This window comes from Enterococcus sp. AZ048 (assembly GCF_051715125.1).
Taxonomy (GTDB): Bacteria; Bacillota; Bacilli; order Lactobacillales; family Enterococcaceae; genus Enterococcus_A; species Enterococcus_A gilvus.
Window position 1 is genome coordinate 820,567 of sequence record NZ_JBIOTD010000002.1, and the last position, 20,952, is coordinate 841,518.

The following is a 20,952-nucleotide window of genomic DNA, read 5'->3' on the forward strand; positions in this document are numbered from 1 at the left end:
TTTCAGACAGCGTCGCTTCGCTCTATGAAAGGCTTTTCTCGCCCTCATTATAGCATGGAAATTGCGGCACTATCAAAGTTCTTCTATGGGTAAATTACGCAAAAAGAGGACGGATTCGCTTGAAGAATCCAGACAAAAAAACCGCAGCCGATCAATTCGATCGCGGGTGTTGACTGACTAATTTTTAAGGTTATGGTCACAAAAAGCTCACGAGCGATTCCTAGGTGTTGTCTAAAGCTACGACATTTTCTATAGAGTCGTTTTTTATTCAGAAATCGTTGGATTGTTCTCTGCCTGTAACTGTTTGTCGTAATTTTTGGCTGGAACAATGAGCCAATTTAGAATGGCACACAGGATAATACCGAGTCCTGCAATGACAAATAGTTTTTCTACCCCGATGCGATCTGCTAGTGGGCCTGCGAAAATTAAACCCAATGTCGCTAGTAAACTCAATAATGCCATCACGACACCCATGATTCGTCCGAGCTGATCGACTGGAAAGGTCTGCTGGATCATCGCCATTAATAAGGTATCAAAAAAAGGCGCAGCGACCCCTGTAAAAGCACTTAAGACAATAAACCAAACCAAGCCTGCGCTATTTGCTGGTAAAAGTCCACTAGCAGCTAACGTTGCACCGATCACTAGATACGATAATAGGAGCAGCTTGATTCGATCCTTCCAGTTTCCAAACACACCGATAATTGAGCCCCCTACCAACATTCCAATAGAATAAATAATTTGCACAAATCCTGCGTTGCTGACCGTGCCATCGAAATAACCCATCGTCATTAACGGATACATGCTGGCGGCAGGCATAATAAAGATTGACGACAGCGCGCCGATCAGCACGATGATCCATAAGCCATGTTTACTTCGCAGGTCTTTGATCCCTTGTTTCGTATCTTCTAATGCGAGCGTATTCCCAGAATGCTCCGAAGTATTCGGTATTTTTACGAAAATCAACAACAGTAGACCCAATAATGCGCCTAAAACGTCCAAAAGTAACAATAAATGCAAGGGCATCAGCGAAAAAAGAAACGCGCCAATGCCTGGAGCAATGATTCGATTGGCGGATTGAACCATACCTAATTGCCCATTCACCTTTGTCAATTCTTCTCTTGGAGCAATGGTCGGTAAAATAGCTAGAATCGTCGGCGTTTGAAACGTCTGAGTCACCGCTCGCATGAATAGAGAGACAAAAATCAGCCAGAATGGAAAAGTGCCGGTTACGATTCCCGTCACAGATAGAAGAATCGCGAATGAAGCCGCAATCAAATCTGGAACGATCAACAGCCCTTTTTTATTCAAGCGATCCACATAGGGACCCACGAAAGGACTCAATACAACCATAGGCAGCATACCTAATAATGTCGCAAAACTTAGGATCGTTGCAGACTTCGTTTGTTCAGTAAGGTACCAGATAATCGCATATTGGACGGTCATACTCGTGATACCGGTTAAAAATTGACTCATGAGAAATAATTGAACATTCATGCGCCATTGACGCTTTTTATTCTTTTTCAAAGTGAAAACCTCCTATAAAATAAAATCGGATGAGCCTTCACGCAATGTTCACCAACGAGTTGATCGATGGTGTGTTTTTTTGTCTATGTCTAAGTGAGAATCGTCAAATAGAGCACGCAAAAAGCTAGGATTTCTCCTAGCTCTCAATAGTCGTATTCAACGGACACTCGATATAAGCAAGTTCATATGAATGATGATTGAGAATGTAAGAATATCTATAGACACGCCAAATAAACAATTGCTTATCGGCTATTAAATTCATCTACATAGACATTGTTACGCTCAAAAATACAACCCCGTTCATGACATAAACTTTGCTTAACTCTTAAATTCTTCTCAGTAACTATACTATGCATTCTTTCTTCCTGTCAATGTGGGCACTCAAGACTGTTCATTTTCTATCTGTCTGTGCTGTTGAACGTGTTCTACGCGATCAAAAAAGAGCAATGGATTCCTGTTGGCATTTGCCACTCCATTGCTCGTCGTTTTTATGCTGAAATTTTGTATTGGTCTATCGTTGATGGTGGGTACTCATAGGCCTTTGCTTCCATTAAAGCCACTTCATTTCTTGGGCTTTGATAAATCTTATAGACCGTTAATGTTTCTCCGCGATTTTCTGGCAGTTCTACCTCGCAAAGAATCCAATAATACATGCCTACCACCGGCTGAGTACCTAGTAAAGCGATGGGCGTTGCTTTTTGTTTATCCAATAACGTCTGTCTCGCGCGCTCGACCAATTCTCTGTGTGCATCAGTGATCCTTGCTGCTTCTGGAACCTTGATAGTTGCAGTCATTTTCATAATAAATTTGCTCTCCCTTAATTTTTGATTGCATTTAGATTAGAATATCTATAATAAGATTATAATAATCATTCTGAAACATCAATTAGAACGCTAGTTATTAAAAAATGTTTTTTTATCAAAAGAAATAATTCACATGATTTTTTAGAAACAAGCCTGACCTTCTGCTGCTTCGCCGCAAGTATAGACGTTCTTATACCTTACTAATAGTTTGTTCTGACGTTCGATCACAGCAGCTCGGTCGCTTTGATGGCAACGAAGCACATTGATCATTACTGTATTTCCATAAAGCTGCTCCACCACGCCAACAACAATGTTCTTGATCCCGACCGCATGACATTCGTAAGTAAACCCAACCTCAACTGAATCTGATACTCTCACCATAGTCCCCCTTAAGTTTGCGCCACAATAGTAACACGATCCGCCGCTCCAGAAAACACTTAATTTTCTTGTTTTCTTTTACGGCACGAAGGAAGCCATAATTGTCAGAAAATTCAAAAGAACGCATATAAATTACACTTGTTCTTTTTATCGATCTAGATATTTCTCAAGAAAAACACGATTGTAACGCCTAATCGCACGAAAATCATCTATACAATCGATAACAATTTTATAGTGTCATTCGAGACGGATCATTGAGTGAAGAAGGTCTCTTTTTTAATATCTTAGTGCAAGAAACCAATTATTTGATCAGTCATTAAGAAAATGGCAAAAAAGTTAGCGACCTTAATGGCGATCCAAGTGATCTTTTTGGTAAAGTCATTAATCCCGAACGAATCCATGTCTTAGCTGCCGGCGAAGCCTTTGTCTTAGGAAAGTGATCGAAAAGACGTAGACAGTAGAAATGAACATCATTTTCTATCGCCTCCTTTTTAATTAGACCAAATTTTGAATCATCATCCCTGGCTGCTGCGATAGTTTTCAAAATATAAAAAAAGAATCTCCCCTTCTGATGCCTAGCTGATGCTGCTCAGAAGGAGGGATTCCTTATCTATTTTTTTAAAGCGATCGGTCTTCTTTTACCAACCAGAACTGGCTCCGCCACCACCGGATGAGCCGCCGCCAAATGAACCGCCACCTGAAGAACCTGAGCCGCCGCTGCCGCCGGAACTTCCACCGCCCCAGAAACCTCCGCTGCTGTCAGATGAACGAGTTTCCCACAAACGCTGATGATGATAATAGATCGAATATTCTTCCATCGTTTCTCGATCATTATGGATAAGATCACCCAAAGTCAACTCGCCAAAGGCAAAGGTAAAATCATAAAAACTAGGTTTTTGTGGTCTAAGGTAAAATTGATATTGTTGTTGCAACTCTTTTTTCGCTTCTACTACTTCCGGTGCTTGACTATTGATCAAAGGCTGGTTGAAGGGACTTTTATACCGATAATTGTTGCTTAATAAGACACTGCGTAATTCTTTCGCATAGTCTCTTTTGGTTTTCCAATAGATAAAGATTTTTTGCACGGTTTTACCAAAAAAACTATTTAGCACAAGCACTAGAATCAAGAGCTTAAATGCATTATTTACAATAAATGTTCGAATACTTTCCAGCGAAAAACTCGATTTGGATGCGTCTGGAAAGTCGGCAATTGCTTTTTGTTTTCTCAAGACCTGATCAATATTCGATGCAACAAGTCGGACCCCTGCATCATAGTTTTCCGCTCGAAAATCTTCTTTAGACTCTTCTGTCATCAGATTGGCCGCCAACGCATCTGGAATATCGCCTTCTAAGCCGTAGCCTACTTCAATCCGTTGCTGATGGTCTTCTATCGCGATCATATACATGATTCCCGAGTCGTGTTCTTTATGCCCAACACCAAGTTCTCGAAATTTCTGATTGGCATAACTTTCAATCGTTTCGCCTTCAGGCAGTTTCTTTACTGTCACTACCGCCAACTGCGGCTGAATTTCGAGCTGTTTATACGTTTGATTGTACTGGTATATTTCTCCCTTGGTCTGTTCTGATAAGACATTTGCGTGGTCTTCAACATAAATGTTCTCTGCATGGACCTTGCCGCCAATCATCAAGGCCATCATAAGAAAGCTGAAAAAGAGAAGAAGTCGTTTCATTTTACTACCTGCTTTTCATCGTTTCCCTTATTATGAGTAATTGTTACTTCTTGCGCAATAGGGTTTTACTTTTATTCAGATGATAAACGAGTTAAAACAGTATGTTCGTTATTTTATGAAGAGCGGACAAGCATTTATGCTCCTTTTAGAAAAAACTATTTTCCAATGCGTTCTTTTCCTGAAGCAGGATAGCGGTTACCAACGGAGGTCCTTTGTATTGCTATTGCCTGCGTAATTTCTCCTTTCGATAAGTCAGTGGGGTCATTCCCGAAATTTTTTTGAAGGTGCGGACAAAATAACTAGGTTCCACAAAACCCAAGGCATCACTGATTTCCGTGATCGACCAGTCAGTGGTTTCGAGCAGTTGTTGTGCCCAATGTACTTTGAGCTTCCCATAGATTTTACTGAATGGTTCCCCGAATTCCTCTTTCAATAAACGACTCAGATAGCTTGGCGAAATATTTGTTATCGCAGCTAAAGTGTTGAGATCAACATGCTGCTCTTTATTTTCGAACACAAGATCAATCGCAGGCTGCAAGATTTGGTTTCTCGCTAAATAAATGCCGTTCTCCTCTTGCAGTCGATTTTCCAGTTTTGAGTGCTGGATATCTTTTTGAATAAATTCTAGGTCTAACAATTCCTCGTTTAGCGGCTCTTTCCGCTTGGAAATACGCAAGGTTTGCTTGTACGCTTTGATCAAGTAATCCTTTTTGATTGCTTCAGTGACGATGTATTCACTGATTTTTTCTAGCATTTCCGCCGATTTTTTCAAATCCTCTTTACTAAAGCGTGGGTACTGACTAATTAACGCTTGATGTTCATTTTTAAACGCTTTCAAAAATGCTTGATCTTCCAGTTGCAACACTTGTTCTAAGTCTTCTTGGCCTTCTTCCAGCAAAATCTCTCCTGCCATAATCGCTCCCACGTAACGGTTGTCGATCATGATTGGAATCGCCATATCAACAATATCGAAATGACAGCGATAAATAAATGGCTGGCCGGTTCGAACTGCCTCTAGTCCGCCGCGCGAGTCGCATTTTTCGCAGTACGATGAAAGCGCTGGATGCTGGCGAACGAACTGGCAAAACGGCTGGACCTGACTATGCTTAGTAATGGGTTTTCCGCGATAATCAACTAAAATAATCGCTAAATGTGTCGCTGATGCAATGCTTTCCTGGACGACTTCCCATTTATCCAAATCTAAAACTTCTTCAATATCAAACTGTGTCTTTCCCACAGGATCACCCCTCGAATGCATTATAAAGCTTTTTCAATTAAATACAAAATAGTCCCATTTCATAAAATAATTCAATCTTATCATGAAAGAAAGCGGTAACAAAGTTCAATGATTATTTGATGATAACGCTTTATGATAATCATGTAAATAAAAACAAGGAGGCACCACACATGAGAAAAGCACTAATTTTACCAACGAAGTATGTTCAAGGAGAAGATGAATTACTAAACTTAGGGTATTTTGTTACCACCTTTGGCAAGTCCGCCTTATTAATCGCCAATCCTGACGATGTAGATCGGATTCGCCCACAGCTTGAGGCGACAGCAGAAAAATTTGGGATCTCATTTATTGAAGGCGGATTCAGCGGTGAGGTTACCCGTGAAGAAACCAAACGCCTGCAAGCGGTCGCTGAAGAAAAACAAACTGACTGCATTATCGGTCTAGGCGGCGGAAAAGCGATAGATGCATCAAAGGTTGTCGCTGAAGGTGAACACTTGATCATCGTCCCTACAATCGCAGCGCAAGACGCACCAACTTCCCATTCGGCTGTTCTTTATTATGCAGATGGCTCTTTTGATGATTATGCCTATTTCAAACAAAGTCCTAGCGTCGTCTTAGTTGATACGAAAGTCATCGCACAGGCCCCTACTCGTTTCCTTGTGGCAGGGATGGGCGACGCCTTATCCACTTATTTTGAAGCACGTGCGACCCATAATTCTTATTCCCAAGTAAATGCCAGCTTACCAATGGGTTCACGCGAAGGCTTGACTCCATCCGCCAGTGGAACGTATGCCGCACTTGCTATGGCAAAACTTTGCTGGGAACATCTGCAAGAAGATGGCCTAAATGCCAAAATCGCTTGTGACGCAAATCTCGTAACAGAATCATTGAACAAGATCGTGGAAACGAATATTTTACTTTCTGGTTTAGGGTTTGAAAGTGGTGGCCTTGCCGCAGCTCATGCCATTCATAATGGGATGACTGTCCTTGCTGGAACGCATCATTACCTTCACGGAGAAAAAGTTGCCTTTGCGACATTGGCTCAATTGGTCTTGGAAGATGCTGAAACAGCCGAAGTCAACGCCGTAATGGACTTCATGAGCGCGGTTGGCTTGCCGCTGACTTTGGCGGATCTTGGGGTAGAATCAATCACCTTTGAAGAAGCTTTAAAAGTCGCAAAAATTGCTTCGATCCCTGAAGAATCGATTCATTCTATGCCATTCCCGATCGTGGAAGAAGAAGTTGCTAATTCGATCATTGTGGCTGATCGGATTGGTCAAGCGTACAAGGATCTTCATCAATAACCACCAGAAACGTCCCTTACTTTTCATGATGGTGGGTTTGCTTTTTAGTGAAACCACCATCATGTATATGGAGGATTTTATGTATAAAGGAGTAGTTTTATGAAAAAAGCAATTCTATTGGTTTCTCATAGCCTAAAAATCACGGACGGAATTAAGGAAATGATCGAACAAATGGCTCAAAGCGAATCCCTTCAAATCTTCTCTTTAGGCGGAACCTCGGAAGGTGAGCTGGGCAGTGATCCAACTAAGATCGTTGATACTGTCAATGAAGCGGCTGAAGTGGATACCTTTTTCGTTTTTGCTGATCTGGGCAGTGCTGTTTTAAGTGCGGAATTGGCCTTCGATATGTTAGAAGACGAGCAACAGTCAAAATATATCCTCGTCGATGCACCTTTAGTCGAAGGTGCCTTCGCCGCCGGGATCACTGCAAGCGTCTCTGACGACATCGAGCATATTTTAGTAGAAGCAAAAAATGCCCCTGGGAAAGGTTGGGAATAATATGAAAAAAATCATCAATGAGCCAAAAGAGATCATCGAAGAAATGTTGATCGGCATCGTCAATAGCTACCCTAGTCTGGTTCACCGCGTGGAGGATTCTCGTGTCGTAGCGAAAAATGCGCCCGCTAAACAAGTCGGTCTCGTCTCTGGCGGTGGAAGCGGCCATGAACCCGCTCATGCAGGATTCGTTGGCGATGGCATGTTGAGTGCGGCTGTTTTAGGGGATGTCTTCACTTCTCCTACCCCCGATCAGATTGAGATTGCGATTAAAGAAGCAGACCAAGGGCAAGGTGTCCTATTGATCGTCAAAAATTACACTGGCGATATTTTGAACTTTGAAATGGCAAAAGATTTAGCCGAAATGAGCGATATTCCTACCGAGATCGTCGTCGTTGATGATGACATCGCAGTCGAAGATAGTACCTATACGGCTGGTAAACGTGGTGTTGCCGGCACCATTTTAGTGCATAAAATACTCGGTGACGCCGCAAAAAACGGTGCCAGTTTGACGGAACTGAAAGAAATGGGCGATCGCATCGTTGCCGCGACGAAGACGATTGGTGTTGCATTAAAAGCAGCAACAGTACCTGAAGTTGGCAAACCAGGGTTTTCATTAGAGGATGACGAGATCGAATTTGGTGTCGGCATTCATGGTGAACCCGGTTACCGTCGCGAAAAACTCCAACCCTCAAAGGAACTTGCGAAAGAACTTGTCAGCAAATTGCTCGCTGCCTACGATCAACGCCCAAAGAAACTTGGTATTTTGGTCAATGGTATGGGCGGAACACCCTTGATGGAACAATTCGTCTTCATCCATGATGTCTTGAATCTGCTGAACGCAGAAAAAATCAACGTTGCTTTCCGCAAGGTCGGAAACTACATGACCTCGATTGACATGCAAGGAATATCGTTGACGTTCATCGACTTGGCTGATGAAAACTGGCAAAAGGCTTTGAACAGCTCCGTCACAACAATCTCTTGGTAAAAAAACACAGCTAAAGGAGTAAGCAAAATGTTAGTAACAGTAAAAGAAATTCAAGCATGGTTGTCAGATTATACTGAAGCCATCGAGAAAAACAAAGATTACCTTAGCGAATTGGACACACCGATCGGCGATGGCGACCACGGAAACAATATGAATCGCGGGATGAGCGAATATCAAAAGGCCTTTGAAGCAAAACAACCACAAACGATCACCGAGACCTTCAAGGTGCTTTCGATGGCGCTGATCTCAAAAGTCGGCGGTGCTTCTGGCCCACTATATGGCTCCGCTTTTATGAACCTAACCAAAGCCTCAAAAGATCTCACAGAAATTACTAGCGAAAAGCAATTAGGAGACCTTTTTGAGACTGGACTATCAGGGATTCAAGCACGCGGCAAAGCAGTGTCGGGCGATAAGACGATGGTAGATGTTTGGCAGCCTGTCGTAGAACAGTTAAAACATTCTGATCTATCCAAAAACAATATCGAAGCCGCCAAAGAACAAACCAAAGATATGCAGGCAAAAAAAGGCCGGGCTTCTTACTTGGGCGAACGTTCAATTGGACACATTGATCCAGGTGCCGCCTCTAGCGCCCTGCTCTTTCAAAGCTTATTACCCTACCTAAACTGAACAAATAATGAGCTTCTTCGTAAAATTGAAAATAAGAATAACATCCGAAAAATCCAAATGGTTTTTAGAGAAACAAGGTAGAGAAATCTTGATCAATGATCAGATTTCCCTGCCTATGTTTTTTGTTTATACCAAAAGAAAAAGCTCACTTTTTTTGATAAACGTACCGCACTTCGGAAGGTAGATTTTTTCACTACCTATGATCTGAAATTTTAGTCTACTGTCGTCTTATCTCTACCTTTCATTAGAAAAAAAAGTAGCCGTCCGAGATTATTTTCAGTGCAAGCGTCAGACCAATGGTACAGTTTGCGACGGCAAATGCATACTTTGGCAATTTGGCTTGCGACTTCATAATCGTCTGAGGATCTTCGGGAGCTGGATCGATTTTTAATGGATTTTCTGGATTTTTTTCTAAATAATCCTTCCAGAAAACGGCTTGTTCCGTGTAACTTGGATAACACTTATAACAAAGCGCTGCTGAATAGAACACAAATGCGTACAGCACACCAAAAATGTAGCCCTCCATCATAAACAAAAAGACAAACGCAGCTATCAAAAATACAATCGCCCCAATCGCTGCACTCAGCCAAATATATCTTTTGAAGCCTTTCATTAGGTAGTGAGATAAATAACTACTGATCTCAGAACGACGAGCTTTTAAATCACTCTCCGTCATTTCTGGGTACTTCTCTCTCAATCTCAGTTCTTGCTCTGAGTTCAAGCTGCGAATCTTTCCTTGAAGAATAATCAATTTAAAAAAATACACGAGTAATAGAACACCGAAAAAATAAGGAGTTAAGCGAATGAAAAAAAGTAACATAAGAGCAACCTTCCATGATTAGTATTTTGTTATCATATGATAGCAAAAACACATGATACAAAGCATTAACGGTTGGTTAGTGTCATATTTAAAATCCTTAAAATTACACTGTCGCTCGACGGACTGGTTGGTTCATCTGAACAAAATAAAGTGATGAGCCTTCGGTTATATTCTACGCATCATGCTCAATATCTTTTAGCTAGTTTGCTCATTTTTACAGCAAGAAGTACGCAGACTCTCCCTTCGGTGATAATACAAATTTGCGAAACATCAAGAGCTTAAATAAACTACGCCTTGCACTGCTCTTGTAACGTTTGAAAGCTTGCGTCTTAAGCAGCACGGGAGAATTGTTCAGATATCGCTCGATTAGTTACTTGGATAGATAAAACGTAATGGCAATAGTAACCAAAGAGAACCCCTAGAGTATCCTACAACTCTAGGGGTTCCATGTTCACATATTCTTTATTTGGCGTATCCGTTTTTCGATTAGCGTCTGAGAGCCTCTCATGCATGCAAATTCAAATTTTGATCCATTAGATCTTACGGTCTTCGATTTGCTCGATCATTTTTTCCGTCGTTAAGCCGAATTCTTCCTGTAGGAAATCTGGTGTCCCTACTTGGCCAAAGCGATTATCCACACCGATTCGCTTGAGGGGGACTGCTAGGCCATTATCCGCTAAAACTTCAGCTACCGCACTGCCTAGCCCACCTGTGATCGAATGGTTTTCAATGGTAATAACTCTTTTTTTGCCAACGAGGCGTTCTAGTAACAACTCTTGATCTAAAGGTTTGACCGTGAACATATCGATGACATCGACGGTCACTCCCTTTTGGTTCAGATGATCCGCGACTTCCAATGCTTCTGAGACCAATTGGCCTGTCGCAACAATCAAGTAGTCTTGACCTTCGCGCAAAAGATTTCCTTTTCCAATTTCAAAGGTCGATCCTTCTTCGTATACCTTTCGCACGCCTTTTCGAGTGCCGCGTACATAATGAACGCCGGTCATTTTGCTAAATTCTTTCACGATCCATTCCATTTGGACAGCGTCTGCGGCGTCACAAATAACAACATTCGGGATTGATCGTAACAACGCCATATCTTCCCACGTGGTATGTGTGCCTCCATTATGTCCAGCAGCAAAACCAGGATCGGAACCGAAAATATTGATCGTATTTTTCGAATAGGCTCCTGACAAAAAGATTTGATCTAACACTCGACGGGTCGCAAAGGGACCGAACGTATGGATGAATGGAACGTAGCCGGTAAGATTTAACCCAGCAGCCACTCCCACCATATTGGCTTCAGCGATCCCGACATTAATGAACCGATCGGGGTTTGACTTGATGAGGTCCGTCCATTTACTAGCGCCGCCTAAGTCTGCGTCTAAAGCTACTAGCTTTTCATTTTCGCCCATCGCCTCGTTAAGAGCATCAACAACCGCAACGCGAAGTTCCTTGCCTACTTCTTTATTCGTTACCAATGTAAACATTTATCCACGCTCCTTCGTTAATTCTCTTAAATCAGCTAAGATTTTATCTGTTTCTTCTAAGATGGCCTCGTTGTCAAATTTTACAGAATGGTTCGCAGCCATTTCTTCAAAATACTTGACGCCTTGCCCTTTGATGGTATCAAGAACGAGACAAACTGCCTGATCTTCAACCGCTTTACAATCCTCAATGGCTTGATCGATCGCTGCCATATCATTGCCTTTGACTCTGCTTGTTTTGAAGCCAAACGCACGCATCTTTTCAGCAATATCAAAAGGATTCATAATCTCCTCAGTCGAGCCGTCCAGTTGCTTCTTATTCTCATCGATGATCACGATACAATTGTTCAATTTAAAATGCGCGATGTATTGGAATGCTTCCCAACACTGGCCTTCATTCAGCTCGCCATCGCCAACGATCAAGTAAACATAGGCATCATTTTTTTGCATTTTTAGTCCTGTAGCCATTCCCGCCGCGACAGAGGTTCATTGTCCTAATGAACCAGTCGTCGCATCCACGCCGGGGGTCTTGGTTCTATCTGGATGAGAGGGCAGCTTGGTGCCCCCCTGATTCACTGTCATCAACCATTCTTTATCAAAAAAGCCAACTTCAGCCAATGTACTGTACCATGCAACGCCGGCATGCCCTTTTGAAATGACTAATCGATCGCGAGCTTCCCAATTCGGGTTTTTCGCGTCATAGGTCATTTGCTTGCCATATAATACCGCCAACAATTCAACAATGGATAAGGAGCCGCCTATGTGTCCGGCGCCGATTTTACGAATCGCTTCAATCGTGTCTATACGAATAGTCGCTGCTAAAACTTCTAATTTAGAAATTGTTTGTTTGTCCATCTCTACTTTTTCTCTCCTCGATCTCTCCTCGATTATTCTGCAGCCGCGCTTGATTTTTTCCCTTTAGCTACTGCGGTCAGCGCGATCAGAACACCTAATACCGCTAAAATTCCGATGATCGCGGCGATCTGTCCGCCAAAGTTCGCCAAGTTTCCTAGGAAAATCCCCGTCACTCCGTAATCTGTATCCGAGAAGGTAGAGCCTTGGAACCCAAGTTCACCCATGACCGGCATCAATAGGATCGGCATGAAGCTGATGATGACACCGTGAACGAATGATCCAACCAATGCTCCGCGTAAACCACCCGTCGCATTTCCATAGACACCGGCTGTTGCTCCGCAGAAGAAGTGAGGGACGACACCCGGAATAATCACGGTCGTTCCTGTTAAGACCATGATGACCAAGCTTACGATCCCGCCGACAAAGCTAGTCAAGAAGCCGATCAATACGGCATTGGGTGCGTAAGGGAAAACGATCGGGCAATCCAATGCTGGAATAGAGTTTGGTACCAATTTTTCAGAGATTCCTTTAAAGGCTGGGACGATTTCCGCTAAGATCAAGCGAACACCCGCGAGGATAACAAATACGCCAGCCGCAAATGATCCGGCTTGTTGCAATGAGTAAATAATGTAATTTGTTCCACCACTCAAGTTTTCAGTGATATAGGCATTCCCTGCGAACAACGCGACGATCACATAAACGACTGCCATCGTGATCGTGATACTTACCGTTGAATCACGTAAGAAGGATAGGCCTTTCGGAAAGTTGATGTCTTCGGTGGATTTTTCTTTGTTTCCGACATATTTACCGATCAAGCCGCTCAGTGCATACCCAAAGTTCCCTGTATGTCCTAAAGCAACGGTATCGTTTTTCGTGATTTGACGCGTAAATGGTTGTGCGATTGCTGGGAAGATGGTATTGGCTAAACCTAGCGCCAACCCGCCAAACAATACTAATGGCACAGTGCCCATTCCCGTCACACTCAGGATCACGGCGATCATACATGCCATGTAAAGGGTCGCATGACCTGTTAAGTAGATATATTTAAAGCGGGTGATGCGAGCGATCAAAATATTAAAAGCCATTCCGACTAACATAATAAGTGCTGTGTACGTACCAAATTTATTCAATGCCAGCGCAACGATGGCTTCATTGTTCGGGACGACCCCCTGCATATTGAAAGCCGCTTGGAACATCTCGCCAAATGGCGCCAATGACCCTTCGATCACCCCAGCTCCTGCTGTCACGACCAAGAACCCTACGAAGGTCTTGATCCCGCCTTTCACGGTCGACGCGATATCTTTCTTCTGTAATACGTTTCCTAAAATCGCGATCAATGCGACTAGCAACGCCGGTGTACTGGCGATATCAATTAAAATACTTAAAAATCCATTCATTTTTTTATCCTCCTATTTCTTCCCGAAAACAGAAACCTTCTACAGTAAGCCTTGCTTTACACATTCTGCTTGGACTTTCTCTTTCAATTCATCCATATCAATGATGCTGTCTAAGACAATGACGTTCCCTAAATGCTGCGCACTGTCTGCTAAATCGCCGCCAACAAAGAAGGTATCTGCCAACTCTGGCGTTGCACTTCCCATGTCATAATGAGAAACTTCTACGCCATCTACCCCTAATTCTTTTAATACCGATTGAATATTCATTTCTACCATAAAGCTTGATCCCAAGCCTGATCCACATACCGCTGCAAATTTCATTATTCATCTTCTCCTTCAGTCATGATTTCTAAAATTTCTTCTTTGGTTGTTGCTTCTAATAGTGTGTTCAACTTTTCCTTGTTTGACAAAATCCTGGTCAAACTTGCTAATGCTTTTAAATGCATTTCATTGTCGATCGCTGCTAAACAGATGAAAATTTGAATCGGATGGTTCTCATCATCTGAAAGTAGCACGGGCTTTTCGACTTTTAACAGGGACATTCCCAGCTCATTCACGCCATCTTCTGGTCGCGCATGGGGGAGTGCGACCCCTCTGCCAATATGAATGAACGGACCATAGTCTTTCACTTTATTGATCATCGCTTCAACGTACGTTGACTCGATTTTGTCTTTCTTCTTCAATGGTTCCGCGGCTGCGTCGATGGCCTCTTCCCACCCCATTGTGCGGTCGGTTAATTGAATCATATCAGGCGTTAATAATTCTGATAGCATCGGTCGATCATCTTCCCTTCTCTTCATCTCTTTATTCATTTTTTTCTGTACGATTCTGTAAAGTTTCTCTTTTGTGATGCCGCTTTTCAAATCAATATGAGGGATTAGAATATCTAGAATTTCATTCACCGATGGAATCAATACCTTCGGAAAGAGAAAATCTTCTTGAACACGTCTCATTAGTGCATTTTTTTCTAGCTGACTCATGATCGGGTTGATCACATAAAGCTTTTTCTCCGTCTTCACTGACACACTGGAAAAAATCAAATCAAACTCACTGTCTAGATTTGGATTATTGAAGGTTTCAACGGAGCTCGTCTCAGAAAAATCGATCTGAGGAAACAGCTCCTGCAGCTCAGATTTCATAATCAATGAAGAACTGATCCCACTAGGACATAGAATCAATGCTTTTAACTGGGCATTCCTCTTCTTTTGCCGCTGGTTGCTGATTTCTCCACCAAACAGGATCGTAAAATAGCCGATCTCTTCGTCTGGAATGTCTTTTTGAACCAATTTTTTTAATGGAAACAGGGCTAGTTTGGTCAATTCAAAAATTTCTTTGTACTGCACCTTGATTTCATCGATCAGTACATTGCTTAATTTAAAGTCAAATTTGATTCGAAAATATGCTGGAACTAAATGGTGGAAAAGATCCAACAACAGCTTGCGATAATTTTTGAATTCAATCGCAGAAAGCCGTTCGATCTCATGGATGATCTCACTCGCACATTGCAAAAGAAATTCTAGCGATCGATCCTGTATCTCACCCTGTAGAACGGTCATGAACATGATGGTGAAATAGTAGGATTCCATCCTTTTATTTTTGATCTTTGGAAACTCTTCTAAGAAGCGATCACTCGCCTTATGTGCGATCAGCGGCTCTAATACCCGTTGATCCGCTTTTGAAAAAGCCATCTCATGGTACTCCGTCCGGCAAATCACATATGAAATGAAGTAGACCATTTCATCAAAACGACTAGGTACAAACAACAGATCAAATTCTTCGATCGTCATTGAAAAGGTGGAGCGAACATCTGTGTACAGGTTCGGGGATTTTAATGATAGACCTTCATACAACAAACGTTTGCCATTGGGACTAGCAACTAAAACTCCTAATAAATGGAACGCAGCTCCGCGGATAGACGCCTCGCTTCCATCTAGAAAAAAGCCGACTTTTCTCGAATACTCGAGCGTCACATTCCGCTCTGACAACAACGCCCGAAGCTTTTTCAGATCTTTCAAAATCGTATTTTTACTAACAAAAAGAAATTCCTGAAAATAATAAACAGACAGCTCCTCAAACTGTGCGAAGGCAAGTAAGAAAATCATCGCCTGCCGCTCTTCTTCAAGAAAAACAAGGTCTTCCCGCCGTTGGTTAAAAAAGATATTGATCCAATGTTGCGAAATAACCTTTGGAACTTCGATTTCTCTATCCGTTATTAAAAGCTCTGTTTCATATAACTCAGAAGCCACTTGATTTACTTTTTCGATTGCCAGTAGTAGTTCCGTTTTTTTCATTTCTGTCATTTCCGCTGCTTGATCAAACAGATGTTTCTCTTTTGGACCTGCAATAATATAACTTAATCGATAATCTATCATGTCCCTACCCCCACTTATACTATATAGCCTCGCCTAAGAAAGCGCTACAAAACTTTGGCACAACTTATTTTTGCTTTTTTCAAAACAGTGTACCGAACTTTTGATTGTTTAATAAATAACTTTATATAATGATAGCAGCCCTCCTATCTTAATACTATACAAATCGGATTTTTCCTAGAAACAGAATAGGATTTCTTATAAATCATCTTAAGATCGTTACTTTCCATTTTTATCCATTCGTTATTTTAAAACGAGTGCCCCCCCCCTCAAGGCGTGAAAAGGTTCAAACTAAAACGGAGCCTCAGTAATGAGCCCTACTTTAGCGAATCACTCCGGTAATCGAAGCATCTGAAAAATGATGCCTGCTCTCCTACTCAAATTATAACCACTCGGGAAAGCGAGTGGGTTTTAAGATAGACAAAAAAGACAACGGGCAACCCGTTGTCTTAGACTGGTGCTAGCAGTTATTCTGTTTTCTACTTACTTTCCATAAAGGTATTGGAAAATGCTAGATAGAGTACGTACATGGGGCCTAAAAGAGGAACGAGCCATAGCAACGCTTGCCATTTTTTGTAGCCGTTTTCTTCTAGTTTCATGGCTAAAACATAAAGAAGTGCTAAAAGGGACATGAGTTTCAAAATCGCTGCGATCGGATGAATTTCCCAAAGGGGGCCGTCCCAGTTTGGACCTAGCTGCACGATTCTTGTATTGAACGCAAGATAGATCCCCATGACAATACTGAACGCGTTCGTTTTGACTGCTCGATGAAACATGGATTGCTTCTGCGATGGTGCTTTGGTTGATCCCATGAGTTCCCTCCTATTCCTTAAATGCGCCTGCTTCTTACCTTTAAGTTTACAGCTAAATCTATTTTGAGGATCAACAGATATTTTTAGGAATAGAAAAAAATTGGGTTTTTGAGGGTCAATTCAAACGACGGTTTTTTTATGAAAGCTACTCATGAGCAATGAAGATGGGGTTTCCTATTTCAATGCTTGTCTCCCTTTTTGAAGCTCTTCAAAGAGAAAAAATAGGTTCGTTTGTCTATCATAGATTCCTTCAAGTTTATTCACCGGAATGAAAACCTCCAGCAAATAGCAGCTCTTCTATTGACTCTGATTCCGTATACTTGTTATCATCTTTTCAATATACTGTCATTGTAGCTGCTAATGACCCCTGCTTCAAATGAATAAAAATAAACGGAGAAAAGGCAACTATTATAGGAGGCTTTTTCATTAAGGAGAAAAAATGAACGTCATTGATATGCATTGTGATACGATCATGAAAATATACCAATCCTCAGGCACTAACCTAAGAAAAAATAACTTTCAAATTGATCTGCTCCGTATGAAGGAAAGTCCAACGAAATTGCAGAACTTTGCGATGTTTGTTCCTTTAGATGAAGTAGACGATCCTTATCGTGTGTGTCGAGAAATGATTGCTTGTTATTACACCGAAATGAAAAGAAATACCGATTTGATTCAACCAATTTCTACTATTGAAGACTATGAAGAAAATCTCGCTGCGGAGCGTTTAAGTGCTCTTTTGACCATGGAAGAGGGGGCGCCACTTGCTGGTCGATTAGATCGACTACAGGAATTCTATGATTTGGGCGTACGAATGTTAACTCTCACTTGGAATTTTAGGAATGAGATCGGCTTCCCTAATTCGATTTATTGGGACAATGAACAACAAAAACTAGACCCTGACCAAAAAGGACTAACAAAACAAGGGATCGCCATTGTACAACGCATGGAGGAACTTGGAATGATCATCGATGTCTCCCACGGATCAGACCAATTAGTTCGGGATGTTCTGACATACACCAAGAAACCTTTTGTAGCCAGTCATTCGAATGCACGGTCGATACACAATCATCCACGTAATTTACCAGATGAATTGATCACTGGCATCGCTCTTCGGGGTGGAGTTATTGGCATAAACTTTTTTGAATCCTTTATTCAATCACCAGACAATCCTCAGTCCCTTGTGGAAGGAATCGTTCATCATATCGAACATTTTATCAAAGTTGGTGGCATTGAATGCGTAGGAATAGGGACCGATTTTGATGGTATTGAAGAAAATCCTCAGTTGCCCGATGTCCGATCAATTGAAAAACTTGATGATGGGTTACATGCAGCAGGCGTTTCTTCTAGTGCGCGTGAACAGATTTTCCATAAGAATGTTGAACGCGTATATCGTGAAATTTTATAGCAACCTGAGTCGTCATTGGATCAGAATGAAAAACCGAAAAGAGCGAATGTATAACACATCCGCTCTTTTTAATTTATGCTGGAATCGACAACCGAGGCAGCTGCGCCAGTACTTCTGACAAAGTCGTTACGTCCGTTAAGTGATAATGCCCATTGGGTAAGGTTCCTTGTAGAAGTTTATTCGCCGCAAATACCGCGATTTCTGCCGTCATTTTTGCTTCTTCTTCTCCGAAAAGAACGATCTTTTTAGGATCTTCAACGTGCCCATTGGATACTTTTACAACGAATGAACGATCCCCGACCATTCCCCGCTGCATAAACCATACGAGGCTCTTTAATACCCTTGGATTTTTAAAAAGCTTTGCTAGTCCCGCTTTTTTTATTATTTGTAACAATGCCGTCAACCAATTTTGATCGAAACCAAGAAATGTTGCGTACTTGCGTGAAGGATCTGCCGCAAAAAGCATATGCTGATCGGCAAAATCAAAATTGGCACTGCGGCGTGTCCCAAGCGACGGTCCGAAATCCGTCTTTCGACCATAGACAAAGTTTTCAGTTGTTGGTGACCACTGAGGATGTATATACGTACGATTCAACTGCTCAAAGGTCCATTTTACTGCTGCTTCCCCATGTCGATCGCCTATTCCTAAAAGGACATCAATTACTATCGTTTGAGCTGCCGGTTCTCTTTGAACATACGCAGCGGCGGCCAAATTGGTAATGCCGGGTGCCAAACCTACCCCAAGGACTCGCTTGCTTTTTTTAGGAGTGGGCAGTGAATCAACTTTCTTCAAAAAATCACTATTTGCACTGATATCTAAATAATCAATGCCTAATTGTTGGCACTGTTCGATAAATCGCGTGTCTGTTTGATCCAAACAAACAATTACCATATCAAGATCTGCTAGTGCTTCAGGACTGACCGCTATGGTCAGGTCTACTTCACGCTGCTCTAAAACAGGTGAAAAAAGTTCTGCGAATGCCTCCATCTTCTGTACATTTCTTCCCATCAAAACAACAGAATGTCCTTGACTCGTTAATTCCCTGACGATTCCTTGCCCGACCTGGCCGTGACCCCCGACCACTGCTATTTTTACCATCTATTTTCTCCCTTATCTGTCTAGTTTTTTTCTTTTTTCGTTTACAACTGTAATCTGTTTCGTTTAATTTATAATTAACGTTTACACTTGTCAACGTTAACGCTCATTATGCGTAGAACTATCAACAGAAAAGCTAGTGGTGAAAAATCAATTCAGCTAATTTTGTGCGAAATTAGAAACCAAAAAAATCAGATCCCACTCTCTTATATTGAGCATGGACTCTGATTTGCAGCTACTTCTTCTTTAAGTTGAAACGAAAGCTGAAAACAATAAAACATCCCTTCCTTAGAGGTCATACAAAGTATCAATTATGTAAAATTGGTTATCCCAAATCTCCTATCATGGCTGAAGCAATTGGGCATCTGCTTTTAGAGTGTTTCCTCAAAGACTGAATTTATCTCTTAAACTATTCGCATGAGTTATCTATAAGTAATAACTATTTTTGAAAAGCCTTCTATACTATGTCCACTCCCTTTGATAATTACTAAAGTTCCTTTTCGTAGTCAATCGTTCTTAATAATCCCTTCTAAAGATTTTCAAGCTGTAGTCGAAAATGAGGACTAAGACAATTGTCAGGCTAACCCCTATAATTAAGCTGATAAAACGATAATAAACAAAATTATATTTGTCTGCCGTTGATACTAAACTGACTAAAAGAAGGACTTGCGGATTAATGAATACATTGGCAACAGCGTAATTACGTGACATGAAGTACTCAACACCAATGTTTAAAGGAATCAATAATATAAGATTGACAAAGTTTGGAAAATCAAGAGCAATCAATAAAAACCCGACCATTAGTCCAAGGATTGTCCCAATAATTCGGTGGAGTGAGCGTTCTTTTATTTTCTGTGTATATTCTCCAGCAAGTACGGAAGAGGCAGATATTAGTATCCATTGACCACTATAATCTCTTAATAAATATGAAATATAGGCCGTTAGAAAAAGAATCGTCGAAAAATTGATGGCTTTAATAAACAAATCTGGAAACTCATAAATAGTCACATAATATTTATCTTTGAAACTCAGTCTCTCGTGGGGGTTAACACTCGTCTTTAACGGTAGCCTCTCGATGAAAGAAACCAAAAGACCAGAGATAATGGCTCCAACAATTCCAAAAAGTAAATAATAGCTGGTTTGCACTACATGATGTGTCTCAGGTAACGTAATTCCTGTAGCAAATAGCATAATGATGAAAGAATAACTGGGTTTAGGGATTTGATACATTTTCGTTAGTATAAATGCTGTAAAAGAAATAACACTGATAATGAGAGGAATTGCCCAAGAAATAGAGGCGGCATACAGCCCTAATGAAAAAGAAAGAAATAATAGAATTCCATGCACACAAATTGCTTGAACATTATATAAAATGGATCTCCTTTGAAAGGACAAATACGCAAATGACCCCATTACACCTAATGAAGCAACTTGAATGTCCTTTAGAAAAAAGGAAAGCAGTATCGGAATGGCAATTGACAATCCCGAGCCTAACGGGCGAAAAAAGGTATCCTTACTTTTGTTAAACAAAAATAAACTCTGAAAATGACTCATTTATAATTTCTCCTAATTTTTATTCCTGATGATTTGCCGGTGGGAAAGCAACGTACTGTTTATACTCTTCCCTAGGTCAAATCTTTCTCAAAATCACTAAATGAGACAAT

Annotated in this window: 18 protein-coding genes and 1 pseudogene; 5 read left to right on the forward strand and 14 right to left on the reverse strand. The window is 41.4% G+C overall.

Going from position 1 to position 20,952, the window contains the following annotated elements:
- Positions 1 to 264: 264 nt before the first annotated feature.
- The 5 genes from IGI66_RS17660 to IGI66_RS17680 form a co-directional block, all read right to left on the reverse strand.
- A complete protein-coding gene (locus IGI66_RS17660) occupies positions 265 to 1,494 on the reverse strand; it encodes an MFS transporter (protein WP_438849895.1) in 1,230 nt (409 codons plus the stop codon).
- A gap of 518 nt (positions 1,495 to 2,012) precedes the next feature.
- The gene (locus tag IGI66_RS17665) at positions 2,013 to 2,324 is read right to left on the reverse strand and encodes a hypothetical protein (protein ID WP_316407927.1); all 312 of its coding nucleotides are present in this window, start codon (positions 2,322 to 2,324) and stop codon (positions 2,013 to 2,015) included.
- 144 nt (positions 2,325 to 2,468) lie between these two features.
- Positions 2,469 to 2,708: a hypothetical protein gene (locus IGI66_RS17670; RefSeq protein ID WP_438849786.1), complete on the reverse strand. Its 240-nt coding sequence runs from the start codon at positions 2,706 to 2,708 to the stop codon at positions 2,469 to 2,471.
- Between the two features lie 635 nt (positions 2,709 to 3,343).
- Positions 3,344 to 4,396 (reverse strand): TPM domain-containing protein, encoded by a 1,053-nt coding sequence (locus tag IGI66_RS17675; protein ID WP_438849787.1) that lies wholly within the window; start codon positions 4,394 to 4,396, stop codon positions 3,344 to 3,346.
- Between the two features lie 220 nt (positions 4,397 to 4,616).
- Positions 4,617 to 5,633 (reverse strand): PocR ligand-binding domain-containing protein, encoded by a 1,017-nt coding sequence (locus IGI66_RS17680; protein ID WP_086305329.1) that lies wholly within the window; start codon positions 5,631 to 5,633, stop codon positions 4,617 to 4,619.
- 170 nt (positions 5,634 to 5,803) lie between these two features.
- Between IGI66_RS17680 and IGI66_RS17685 the strand changes: the two genes are divergently transcribed.
- The 4 genes from IGI66_RS17685 (at position 5,804) to dhaL (ending at position 9,047) form a co-directional block, all read left to right on the forward strand.
- Positions 5,804 to 6,937: a glycerol dehydrogenase gene (locus tag IGI66_RS17685; RefSeq protein WP_010778808.1), complete on the forward strand. Its 1,134-nt coding sequence runs from the start codon at positions 5,804 to 5,806 to the stop codon at positions 6,935 to 6,937.
- A 99-nt stretch (positions 6,938 to 7,036) separates the two neighbouring features.
- The gene (dhaM, locus tag IGI66_RS17690) at positions 7,037 to 7,435 is read left to right on the forward strand and encodes a dihydroxyacetone kinase phosphoryl donor subunit DhaM (RefSeq protein ID WP_288226693.1); all 399 of its coding nucleotides are present in this window, start codon (positions 7,037 to 7,039) and stop codon (positions 7,433 to 7,435) included.
- Position 7,436: 1 nt separating this feature from the next.
- Positions 7,437 to 8,420 (forward strand): dihydroxyacetone kinase subunit DhaK, encoded by a 984-nt coding sequence (gene dhaK / locus IGI66_RS17695; protein ID WP_438849788.1) that lies wholly within the window; start codon positions 7,437 to 7,439, stop codon positions 8,418 to 8,420.
- Positions 8,421 to 8,447: 27 nt separating this feature from the next.
- A complete protein-coding gene (dhaL, locus tag IGI66_RS17700) occupies positions 8,448 to 9,047 on the forward strand; it encodes a dihydroxyacetone kinase subunit DhaL (protein WP_438849789.1) in 600 nt (199 codons plus the stop codon).
- A gap of 244 nt (positions 9,048 to 9,291) precedes the next feature.
- Here the strand turns inward: dhaL and IGI66_RS17705 are convergent, their stop codons facing one another.
- From IGI66_RS17705 to IGI66_RS17735, 7 genes and pseudogenes are all read right to left on the reverse strand, one after another.
- The gene (locus IGI66_RS17705) at positions 9,292 to 9,867 is read right to left on the reverse strand and encodes a hypothetical protein (RefSeq protein WP_316407917.1); all 576 of its coding nucleotides are present in this window, start codon (positions 9,865 to 9,867) and stop codon (positions 9,292 to 9,294) included.
- A 533-nt stretch (positions 9,868 to 10,400) separates the two neighbouring features.
- Entirely contained in the window at positions 10,401 to 11,357 is a 957-nt protein-coding gene (locus IGI66_RS17710) for a transketolase family protein (protein ID WP_438849790.1), read from the reverse strand.
- Positions 11,358 to 12,209: pseudogene (locus IGI66_RS17715) on the reverse strand (transketolase).
- A gap of 32 nt (positions 12,210 to 12,241) precedes the next feature.
- Positions 12,242 to 13,606: a PTS ascorbate transporter subunit IIC gene (locus IGI66_RS17720; protein WP_316407913.1), complete on the reverse strand. Its 1,365-nt coding sequence runs from the start codon at positions 13,604 to 13,606 to the stop codon at positions 12,242 to 12,244.
- A gap of 39 nt (positions 13,607 to 13,645) precedes the next feature.
- The gene (locus IGI66_RS17725; RefSeq protein WP_314575898.1) at positions 13,646 to 13,927 is read right to left on the reverse strand and encodes a PTS sugar transporter subunit IIB; all 282 of its coding nucleotides are present in this window, start codon (positions 13,925 to 13,927) and stop codon (positions 13,646 to 13,648) included.
- Positions 13,927 to 15,978 (reverse strand): BglG family transcription antiterminator, encoded by a 2,052-nt coding sequence (locus IGI66_RS17730; RefSeq protein ID WP_438849791.1) that lies wholly within the window; start codon positions 15,976 to 15,978, stop codon positions 13,927 to 13,929. The genes IGI66_RS17725 and IGI66_RS17730 overlap by 1 nt, the downstream gene beginning before the upstream one ends.
- A 476-nt stretch (positions 15,979 to 16,454) precedes the next feature.
- The gene (locus IGI66_RS17735) at positions 16,455 to 16,787 is read right to left on the reverse strand and encodes a hypothetical protein (protein ID WP_438849792.1); all 333 of its coding nucleotides are present in this window, start codon (positions 16,785 to 16,787) and stop codon (positions 16,455 to 16,457) included.
- 439 nt (positions 16,788 to 17,226) lie between these two features.
- Between IGI66_RS17735 and IGI66_RS17740 the strand changes: the two genes are divergently transcribed.
- Positions 17,227 to 18,192, forward strand: coding sequence for a dipeptidase (locus IGI66_RS17740; RefSeq protein ID WP_438849793.1), 966 nt, complete (start codon positions 17,227 to 17,229; stop codon positions 18,190 to 18,192).
- A gap of 73 nt (positions 18,193 to 18,265) precedes the next feature.
- Here the strand turns inward: IGI66_RS17740 and IGI66_RS17745 are convergent, their stop codons facing one another.
- Both IGI66_RS17745 and IGI66_RS17750 read right to left on the reverse strand, forming a co-directional pair.
- Positions 18,266 to 19,291, reverse strand: a complete 1,026-nt coding sequence (locus IGI66_RS17745) for an NAD(P)-binding domain-containing protein (protein WP_438849794.1) — start codon at positions 19,289 to 19,291, stop codon at positions 18,266 to 18,268.
- 513 nt (positions 19,292 to 19,804) lie between these two features.
- The gene (locus IGI66_RS17750; RefSeq protein ID WP_438849795.1) at positions 19,805 to 20,842 is read right to left on the reverse strand and encodes an FUSC family protein; all 1,038 of its coding nucleotides are present in this window, start codon (positions 20,840 to 20,842) and stop codon (positions 19,805 to 19,807) included.
- Between the last annotated feature and the right edge of the window lie 110 nt (positions 20,843 to 20,952).